Origin of the sequence: Alicyclobacillus contaminans DSM 17975 (genome assembly GCF_000429525.1) — a bacterium.
Classification (GTDB): Bacteria; Bacillota; Bacilli; order Alicyclobacillales; family Alicyclobacillaceae; genus Alicyclobacillus_A; species Alicyclobacillus_A contaminans.
On the sequence record NZ_AUCA01000065.1, the window covers coordinates 1 to 10,021 of the forward strand.

Below are 10,021 nucleotides of genomic sequence, written 5' to 3' on the forward strand. Positions count from 1 at the left end.
ATTTGCTTTTGCGTATGTCGCCGGGCAGTATCTCCGACCATGGCATGAGTGCCGCCATCGCTGTCTTGTCGTTCGTATCAACGTTCGGCAGCTGCTCGAACAGATATTGCAGGTAGGCGAACGGGTTGAGGCCATTTTCTTTTGCCGTCTCCACAATGCTGTAGGCAATCGCGCTAGCCCGCGCCCCACGCGGTGTGTTGGCGAACAGCCAGTTCTTGCGCCCAATCACAAACGGCTTGATGGAACGTTCGCTCCGGTTGTTGTCTATCTCCAGGTGGCCATCTTCCAAAAACACCGTCAGTTTGTCCCACTGTTTCAGGCAATACACCACCGCCTGCCCAAGCATGCTTTTGGGCAGTACACGCGCGCTTTGCTCTTCAAGCCATGCCAAAAATGCCTTCAGCACCGGTCTGCTGTGTACCAATCGGTTCTGGTACCTCTCCTCCGGAGTGGCATCCTTAAATTTCCGTTCCAGGGCGAACAGCCGGTTGCAGTATTCCAGCCCTTCCCTTGCAGCAACTGGCTTGGATCGTTCGCTGGTCGGCAACGCCTTGAGAGCTTCGTCAAATTTTCGCCTCGCGTGCGACCAGCACCCGACTAGCCGCACATCCGGAATGCCGTTGTATCCCGCGTAGCCATCCACGTGCAGGAAGCCTTTGAAGCCAGCCAGAAATCGTCTCGGATGTTCTGCAGACCTTGTCTCCTGGTAATCGTACAACGCAATGGGCGGTCCATCCCGTCCGCTGCGGTACAGCCACATATATGACTTCGTCTCCGCCGCCCGTCCGGCTTCGTGCAATACCTGCAGCGTGGTTTCGTCCGCATGCAGGTATTGCCGTTTGACCAGTTCACCATGCAGGTAGTCGTATATCTTACTCAGCCACGAAGTGGATGCGCGCACCACCCAGTTGGCCAGTGTCTGTCGCGACAACGGGATGCCGTGACGGGCAAATTGCTGCTCTTGTCGGTACAGCGGCATCCCGTCAACATACTTTTTGGTCATGATATACGCCACCGCCGAGGGTGATGCCAGACTGCCAGGAAACGCTGGCCACGGCATGGTTGCCTTGACCACAGGAGTCTCGGTGTTGTTCTTCTCACAATGGCGGCAGGCGTAGATGAACTGAACGTGTTCGACGACCTTCATTACAGCCGGGATGATTTTGAGTTCCTTGCGGACTTCTGAACTCATCTCATGTAGGAGACCGCCGCAACAGGTGCATACCTGCTCGGCTTCAGAGAGGCGATACTCGACACGCTCCACCGGCAAGTCCTTCAGCATGGCTTCTCGTTGACCAGGCTGTTTCTTCCGCCGTTCGTACGTGATGGTCTCCACCGTAGGCTCCTGTGCAGCGGGCTCAGCCTCTAACTCGGCTTCGTTGAACAGCCGAAGCTGGTTCTCGTCGGAACGCTCGCTGGACGCCCCAAATCGTTTATGCCGAGCCAGTCGGAGTTGCTCAATGAGCAACTCTACCTGTCGCTTCAGGTCTGCGTTTTCCTGCTTCAAGGCCATGCATTCTCGTTGCAAGGATTCAACTTGTTCGATGGTCGTGGTCGATTGGTTATCCATGAGGAAGTGTTTCGACAAAAGTTTCCGAAATCCCTTGTCAAAACTGAGGATCTCCGAAATTTTTCGTTCAAATCACCGCTTGTGCGTTCACCTTTGGATGCGCCTTCTGTTGGGTCAAGGAAAGCCCGTCCAGCAACCAGTTCAGCTCACGACGGCTGACTACGACGGTCTTGTCTGTGGTAGACTCTGGCCACTCAAACCGCCCCCGTTCGAGGCGGCGGTAGAACAGCCAGAAGCCGTTGTGCTGCCAATACAGGATTTTTAGCTTGTCCCGCTGCCGATTGCAGAATACAAACATACAGGGTGAGAACGGATCCAGCTGGAAGGACTCCTGAACCAACGCAGCCAGCCCGTCGATGGACTTGCGTAGGTCCGTGCTACCGCATGCCAGATACACGCGTTGCTCCGTTGCGATGTCGATCAGCATAGCGCGGACAGTGTACGCACGAGTTGGAGCAATAATTCCGCGTCGTATCCTGCGTGCACCTCAATGGCAACCTTTCCTACCCGAACCAGCAAAGGGGCCTCCGTGGCCGTTGCCTCGCGAAATTGAACTGGTAGAAAGCGAGGCGATGAAGACGGAGAAGTCGATTCAACTCGGAACTGGCGAACCCAGTACCACAATTGGTGCTCTTTCACCTGGTTCGCAGCGCACCACGCTGCGCCTGACAGCCCGCTGGCGCGAAACGCGGCCACACGCTCCCGCCAACTCTCTCTTAACTCCGCCTGTTCTGCTTTCGTCATAACATGCGCCTCCCTGAGCAATTCTCTGCGAACATCCTCTCAGAGACAGCGCTTTAGCGCTAGGTGTGGTGGATTTGACGCTCACGTGCCCAACTTTCTCCGTTAGATGTATGGAAGCGATGTAGCAGAGTCTGATGGTTCCAGCGCTAAAGCGGGGCCGCGCGTCATCCAGAGCATGATGCGGTAGGAAGTGGATGCTCTTCCTCGTCTGAAAGGAAAGCACGATCCATCGTAAGGCAGTTAGACAAGGAATGGAAAAGGGCTCTGCCATGCTTTGTAGTTTAAAAGGGTATAGCTGAAAAGGTTCGGGTGCACACGGTAGGCGGCCATGAGATTTCGCTCGAGACGTATCAGGCTTTTCATGATCCGACGCTCATATATAGAGGCTGCTCTGCTAAAAGCGACCTACAACTTTGACGCGGAGTATCGGCTGAATCCCGCGATCCCTGGTTCTGACTACGTACGCACCTATGGTACCGTACCCGGCCCGGAGGAAGCGGACATAAACACGATGCACCGTTACAGGGACGCGATTGTTCACTTGGACGAAGACGGACGGTACCAACGCTCCATGTACGGTGCGTATGTTCTGTTTCCGTACGCAGATCAAGAGCGATATCGCGGGCACCATTTCCATCGGAGCATCGACAGTGTGAACGTCGGTGGATTACCATTTCTGCCGGGGGCCACACGATTGGTAGGCGAATTGCTGGACAGGCTGTTAGATGTTTCTGCGGAATAGACTTCGTGCTAGTCGCAGAGGATGAGTGCCTAGTCCAAAGCGCCGGTACAACATTTCCAAATAAGCCTCGTGACATCCTTTGTCACGGGCTTTTGTCATAATGGACTCAGAAGCATCTAACCACAGTGATTCACTCTATGAAAGGTCATCGATTCGCGCACGCTAGTGAAACAGTAACCGCTGACCCGTTTCACGATTCTTCACCCGAAGGATGTGTCTGACACCTATGTTGAAATCGCTTTACCACTTATTAACCTCGGATCCTCTCCGCCCAAAGATCCTGCTGTGTAACTCCCATGCCCAAGGGCACCAGTGGCTGGAACGCATGGGAGCAGAGTATGGTCCGGTGTTAAACGTGTCCGTCGCCACGATGGAGTCTGCCGTGCTTGATCTGGCGACACTTGCACTAGAAGAGGCAGGCCTCACCTACGTTTCTGGAGAGTCACTCACATGGCTCACACATGCGCTCTTGCTCGACATCGTGGCCCCGGGCAATGCACTGCTGGAGGAATCCACGTTGTCTCCCGGATTCGTACGCGCGTTCCGAGATGCCATTTCGGAGTTGAGGGTCGCTGGCGTCGAATCGTTCGACCTGAAAGAGTCCATGTTCGAGAACACGAACAAGGGGCGGCTGGTGAAACAGTTACTTCTTGCTTACGAAAGCTACATGGAACAGAAACACCTCGCGGATTACTCGAGGGCCGTCGAGTACGCGGTGAAAGAGCCGGAGCAAGCCTCAACAAGCGCCTCCACACCGACGCCCATCTACATTCTACTGAAGTCCCTGAAACTGGACCGGGTCTCCGAGCGTTTCATCCAACGCCTCGCTCAGGTGTATCGGGTGGAGTGGTTCGACGACACGGTGCCCGAAGATGCTCCACTTCTCCCAAACGTCACCACAGTGCAACTCTTTCACACTGCGGGAAGTATGGCGGAAGCGCGAGAGGTCTTTCGACGAATCCTGGCGCTTGGTGCCGCGCTGGACGACATCGAAATCGTCGCCGCCGCCGAAGAAGAAGCCATGGCCGTCTACACCGCTTCACATCAGTTGGGCGTTCCCGTTTGCTTTCAAAACGGTTTGCCTGGGCACGTGGCGGGATTGGGGCAGTTGGCGTACGTGTTCCTCGATTGGGTGGAGTCCGGCTACCACGTCTCCCATCTCACCGGTGCGATGCACCAGGGCGTCTTGCGGATTCCGTCCAAGGCTTGGTCAACTTCCCAGTTTGTGCGGGCGTTGGAGGAAGCCAAGATTGGTTGGGGGCGCGAGAGATACCTTTCTGTCTTACAGCGAAGATGGGCGGAAGGTTCGTCGGAGGATGCGGATGGGCTTGAGATATACCGTGAATTGTACCAACACTTTTCGGACCTGTTTTCGCAACTGTGTGACCGAGCGGTGCTGTCTGTCTCACAATTCCTTTCCGCACTCGACTTCTTCTTGACGTGCTTTGGTCGCGTAAAGGATGAGCGGGATGGGCAGGTCCTGGCGCGAATTCGCGAAGTCAAAGAATCATTCCGGGGCATTCCGTCCTTCCAGTTGAACCAAAGACAGGTATTACAGTACGCGCGGCAGTTGGTGGATTCCATCCGCGTTGACGCGTATTCACGGCCGGAGCCGGGAGCGGTGTACGTGTCTGACCTGGATTCGGGCGGGCAAACGGGACGTACACACACCTTCGTAATGGGGTGCAGTGAGAAGAACTGGGGCTTGAAGGCGATGCAAGATCCGATTCTCCTCGACGAAGAACGGGCGGCCATTCATCCGTTGCTCCGGACGTCGGAGCAGAGGCTGAAGGAGTATCTCGCGGATCGGCGCCGATGGCTCCATCGCCTGTGTGGATACGTGACGTTCAGTTACTCCGCGTTTGACCTGAAAGAAAGCACATCCGAACCGCCAGCCCCAGAACTGCTCACTGTCTACCGCGAACATGGCGCTCGCGCGGACGCCGATTACACGGACCTCGCCCGCGCCTTGGGCGAGCCCATCGGGTACGCGGGCCGGGTGAGCAGTGCCGGTACCTTCGTGGTGCCGCTGGACGAGGCAGATCTCTGGATAAGCCGTGCGATGGCGCCAACAGGCCTCTTCCGGGATGGACTTTCTGCATTGCTGCACAACTACCCGTGGTTGCTGCGCGGCAGCCACGCGGAAGCGCGCCGCGCATCGAATGAACTGACGGAGTTTGACGGACTGGTGGACGTGCGGCCCGGTGTCATCCAAAAGGCGTACCACGCACCGACGGCGCTGGAGACGCTGGCTCGATGTCCGAGGAAGTATCTCTTTCGGCATGTACTCAACGTGAGGCCCTCGGAAGCCGTCCAGTTTCGTCGATCTGAGTGGTTGAGTGCTGGCGAACGGGGATCGCTATACCATCAAATCTTTCGTATGTACATCCACGAGATTGCGAACGGAGCAGCTCCCGATGAAGCGCGGCTCATGACCATTTGCGAAGAGGTTCTGGCGCGTTACCGCGACGAAGTGCCGGGACCGAGCCGGCACGTGGTGGAGCTGGAATGCAACCACATCCGGCAGTCCATGCGGAAGTTCTTCCGGATGGAACAGGCGCGGCACAGTACGCCGTTGCTGGTGGAGCAAGAGATTGGCCAGGAGGACGCCCCGGTTGCGGTGGACCTCGGCAACGGAGTGATCTTGCCGATATACGGCAAAGTCGACCGGGTAGACAAGATGGGCCCGCATGTGTACCGGGTGATGGACTATAAGACCGGATCGGACTGGAAGTACAGCCAGAACGCCTACTTCAAATCCGGTCAGCAATTGCAGCACGCGCTGTACGCCATTGCCGTGGAACAGTGGCTTCAAGCCAGCGGGAGGGACCCGGAAGCGCAAGTTCTGGAGAGCGGGTACGTGTTTCCGACGCTCTTCGCACGTCGGGAGGAGGTCGTGCATCGGCAGGACAAGCGCGACGAGGTGCGCCGACTGGTGAGTCACATGCTGTCCGTGCGGGAGAACGGCGTCTTCCTGGCGACGAAGGACGCTGAAGAATGCAAGCGCTGTGAGTTCCTTCGCATTTGCACGAAGCGTGCCGCAGGGCAAAGCAAGGAGAAGCGAAACAACCCCGACAACGCCGGCCATTTGGCAGACCTCTTGGAGGTGGAGAACTTTGCTTAACGACAAGTTGGCGCGGGACCGAATTGTCACAGATCTGGACACCACATTTCTGGTCGAGGCGGGCGCGGGCTCCGGGAAGACCACCAGCCTGGTGTATCGCATGGTGGCGCTGATTCAGACCGGAAAGGCGCAAGTGCAGGAGATTGCAGCCATCACGTTTACGCGCAAGGCGGCTTCTGAACTGAAGTCTCGCTTTCAACTCGCCCTTGAACAGGCGCTGAAAGACGCAGTGTCGCCCGAGGAAAAACATCGCCTCGAAAAGGGGCTGCGAGACTTGAACCTCTGTTTCATGGGAACCATTCACTCGTTTTGCGGGCGATTGCTCCGCGAGCGGCCGCTCGAAGCCAAGGTGGACCCTGATTTCCGGGAAATGGAGGAGGACGAGGCCAGGGAGTTTCGCGATGCGTGCTGGGACGACTACCTGGCCGAGCTGCAGGAGCAGGGGAACACGGCACAATTGGCGCAGTTGACCGCGCTTGGCATTGACGTGGAGCACCTGCGCGCGGTGTATCACAAGGTCTCGGAGTACGTGGACGTGGAGATTGCCGTGACCGACACGCCTTGCCCGAACGCGACCATTGTGCGCGATTCTCTGTTTGAACTGGTCGAGGAAGCTGCAAAATTTTTGCCGACCAACGAGCCGGAGCGGGGCTGGGACCCGCTCCAGGAAGCGGTTCGACTGGTGCAGAGCCAACGTCGGTTCCGGGATTTCAGCAACGTCGTGGACCTGGCGAATTTGCTGGAATCCGCGTTTGAGAAGTCGTTGTCCGTGATTCAAAACCGTTGGACGGACAAAGCTCGGGCCAAACAGCTCGGCGAGCAGTTCTCTAATTGGCAAAAGGCCGTCATGGCACCGTTTCTCAGGGAGTGGCGCGAGTACAAGCATCCGCTCGTCATCCGGTTCGTCCGCCCCGCTGTGGAGTACTGCACGCGCCGACGCGAGGAGGCCGGCTTGCTCAACTTCCAGGACCTGCTGATGAAAGCCGCGGCGTTGTTGCGGAGCAGCGCAGAAGTTCGCCGGTATTTCCAGCACCGGTTTCCGCGGTTGTTCGTGGACGAATTCCAGGACACAGATCCGATTCAGGCGGGGGTCATGTTTCTCCTGACTGGCGAAGATGTCCATGAATCAGACTGGAGGAAGGCGGTGCCAAGGCCCGGAAGTCTGTTTATCGTGGGCGATCCGAAGCAGTCCATCTACCGCTTCCGCCGCGCGGACATTGCGACGTACAACTTCGTCAAGACGCGGATTGAGTCGTGCGGCGAGGTGCTGCAACTCTCCGCCAATTTCCGCTCGATCGACGCGATTGGCGACTTCGTCAACGCCCACTTTCAAGCGGTGTTCCCAGCGGAGGAAACTCTGGAGCAGGCCCGGTTTGTCCAACTCGACACACAGCGCTCCAACCCCAGCGATTTCGGCGGCGTGTACAAGCTCTGCCACCCCAAGTCGCTTCGAAACAAGGAGGCTGTGACTAACGCAGATGCAGCGCGCATTGCCCGCTGGATTCGCTGGGCCTGTGACGGAAACGTCCAAATCTCCGAGTACGACGCGAACGGCCAGGTGTCCGGAGGCCGCCCAGCCACACCCGGCGACTTCATGATCCTCACCTACAAAAAAGAGCTCATGCACATCTACGGCGAACAGCTGGAGACGTTCGGGATTCCGTTCGAGATTGTGGACAGCCAACAGACCTATCGAGAGTTACAGGACCTGTCCGAACTTGTCCGTTGTCTGGCCGGTCCGACGGACAAGGTTGCGCTCGTGGCGACGCTCCGCGGCATCTTCTTTGGTGTGAGTGACAACAGCCTGTACCACTACAAACGGGAAGGACACTCGCTGTCGCTTCACCGCATCCCGGCCGCGGACGACGTGTCAGATGTGGCGCGCCCAGTGCAGCGAGCGCTGGAGGAATTGCGACAGTACTTGGGCTGGACCCAATCCTTGCCTGCACTCACTGCTTTGTCTCGCATGCTTGCCAAGACGGGTTACCTGTCGTTTACGGCGCTGCAGCCGAGCGGCATGACGCGCGCCGGGGCGATAGCCACACTGCTGCAACAAATGAGTTCGCAGGGCATGGAAGCAATGAGTTGGCGGAGGCTAGCGGACTCCATCGCCCGGATCGCAGAGCAACCGTCGTTCGCCGCGTCCAGCCTGTTTCCTGGGAAATCCGATTCGGTACGGATCATGAATTTGCACAAGGCCAAGGGCCTCGAAGCGCCGATTGTATTCTTGGCCGGCCCGTGCGGGTATCAGGAAAGAGAACCGGATACCCATGTGGATCGGTCCGGTGAAATCGCGGCAGGGTACTTCAAGGTAGAAAAAGTCTTCGAGTCGAAAGCTGGACACACCACGAAGATTCCTGTGGCCCAGCCTGTCCACTGGGACGAGTGGGCCGCGAAAGAAACCCGGTTTCTGAAAGCGGAACGGAACAGGCTGTTGTACGTCGCCACAACGCGCGCCCGGCAGATGCTCGTGGTGAGCCACTGGGAAGACAACGCATCCAAGGATCCGTGGAGCCCGCTCGCCGATGCGCTGGCCGACGTACCGGAGCTGGAAGACGTGGTGGTTGAACAGCCGGAGCGGCCGCTGTTGGATGAACCGATTGACATTGCGGCGTTCCTGGAAGCGCAGGAAGCTCGGATGGAACAAATACAGCAGCCGACATGGCGCCGCACGAGTGTGACGACGGAGGCCAAGGCGTCCGTCGCGCAGTGGGAGCGGCGCAGCGGAGGGCTGGGCATGGCGTTTGGGTCCGCGGTGCACCGCTGCATGGAGGCGTGTGGGAAAGGTCTTGCTCCAGGGCGGTTGCCCACGTTTGCCCGTGTGGCGAGCCGGGAAGCCGGGCTGTCCGAGGAACACGTGGAAGACGTCGTACGGACGGTGGAAGGCGTGCTGGCGAGCGATTTGTGGGCACGAGCGGCAGCTTCCAAACAGCGCTTGCACGAGATTCCGTTTGTGCTGACGGAGTCAAGCTCAAGCGCGAGTGTGAGTGGACAGGAGACGGCGGCTGGTCTGGATACCACCGGCCAAGAGGAGGACATCCAGTCTTTCGGGCACGGCGTGGGAACACTACATCGCGTCATTCTTCACGGCGTCATAGACATGGCGTTTGAGGAAGAGGACGGATGGGTGATTGTGGACTTTAAAACGGATGCGTTCCAGCCCGAGCACGAGTCCCAGTTTGTCGAATTCTACCGCGCACAATTGGAGCAGTACGTTGCGGTTTGGCAGGGGACGTTCGGGTACCCAGTGAAGGAGGCGGGATTGTACTTCACAAACTGGCATCGCTACGTGACGGTGTTGTAGAGGAAGGTGGTCGAATTTTCACTGGGACATGACGGGAGCGAATGTTCCTGGTGAGGCGTTGACGCGGTGGGCATGAGGACGCGGCGATGAAGCGGCACAATCCTTTCAATTCTGACTTGTAATGTAATATATATCCATGCCGGAGCGTGTAAAGTTTCAGTAGGGGCTTTTCCCCGAGAGGAAAGAGGAAGGCAAAAATAGAAGAGACCTCACTACAACAACCCAAAACACCCGCGTTGCAGCGCGGTAAAAGGAGTGAGGTCTCTGTGTTCCCAATTCGACACGCCTTGAATGTTTTCCTGCAGCTGATGGCTGACCTTCAATCGGCAATATCTAACTCCAGGAGCTTTGCAGAGTTGGAGGAGGGCGTGGAAAAGGCCGTCAAAGTGAGCGCGCGCAGTCTGCTGTCACAGGCCTTGGAGGCCGTGGATGAACAGCTCATGCACTCTCGGGACAAAAAACGCCTGGAGTTGGTCCACCGGAAACAGCGTACGATTGTGACCACTGTGGGAGAAGTGACGTTTTGGAGGCGGTACT

7 protein-coding genes are annotated in these 10,021 nt (G+C 57.6%); 4 read left to right on the forward strand and 3 right to left on the reverse strand.

Annotated features, from left to right (window positions below; genetic code table 11):
* The 3 genes from tnpC to tnpA all read right to left on the reverse strand — a co-directional run.
* The coding region (gene tnpC / locus G463_RS0116065; protein WP_026975968.1) for an IS66 family transposase at positions 1-1,570 on the reverse strand (1,570 nt) is incomplete at its 3' end.
* A gap of 67 nt (positions 1,571-1,637) precedes the next feature.
* Positions 1,638-1,967 (reverse strand): IS66 family insertion sequence element accessory protein TnpB, encoded by a 330-nt coding sequence (gene tnpB / locus G463_RS0116070; protein WP_211227435.1) that lies wholly within the window; start codon positions 1,965-1,967, stop codon positions 1,638-1,640.
* 23 nt (positions 1,968-1,990) lie between these two features.
* On the reverse strand, positions 1,991-2,314 hold the full coding sequence (gene tnpA / locus G463_RS0116075; RefSeq protein WP_026975970.1) for an IS66 family insertion sequence element accessory protein TnpA: 324 nt from the start codon (positions 2,312-2,314) through the stop codon (positions 1,991-1,993).
* Positions 2,315-2,675: 361 nt separating this feature from the next.
* Here tnpA and G463_RS22550 point away from each other — a divergent pair, with 361 nt between their 5' ends.
* The 4 genes from G463_RS22550 to G463_RS20980 form a co-directional block, all read left to right on the forward strand.
* Entirely contained in the window at positions 2,676-3,056 is a 381-nt protein-coding gene (locus G463_RS22550; RefSeq protein ID WP_245575930.1) for a nuclease domain-containing protein, read from the forward strand.
* A gap of 325 nt (positions 3,057-3,381) precedes the next feature.
* On the forward strand, positions 3,382-6,180 hold the full coding sequence (locus G463_RS0116085) for a PD-(D/E)XK nuclease family protein (RefSeq protein ID WP_026975972.1): 2,799 nt from the start codon (positions 3,382-3,384) through the stop codon (positions 6,178-6,180).
* The gene (locus G463_RS0116090; protein ID WP_026975973.1) at positions 6,173-9,484 is read left to right on the forward strand and encodes a UvrD-helicase domain-containing protein; all 3,312 of its coding nucleotides are present in this window, start codon (positions 6,173-6,175) and stop codon (positions 9,482-9,484) included. Before G463_RS0116085 ends, G463_RS0116090 begins: the two co-directional genes overlap by 8 nt.
* A gap of 356 nt (positions 9,485-9,840) precedes the next feature.
* A partial coding sequence (locus tag G463_RS20980) for a UPF0236 family transposase-like protein (protein WP_026975974.1) occupies positions 9,841-10,021 on the forward strand: 181 nt, incomplete at its 3' end.

What these genes read in the sequence shown, in the direction of transcription:
- G463_RS0116085 (WP_026975972.1), top strand. Translation starts at nt 3,382, where the DNA reads ATGGGAGCAGAGTATGGTCCGGTGTTAAACGTGTCCGTCGCCACGATG.
- G463_RS22550 (WP_245575930.1), top strand. Translation starts at nt 2,676, where the DNA reads ATGATCCGACGCTCATATATAGAGGCTGCTCTGCTAAAAGCGACCTAC.
- tnpA (WP_026975970.1), bottom strand. Translation starts at nt 2,314, where the DNA reads ATGACGAAAGCAGAACAGGCGGAGTTAAGAGAGAGTTGGCGGGAGCGT.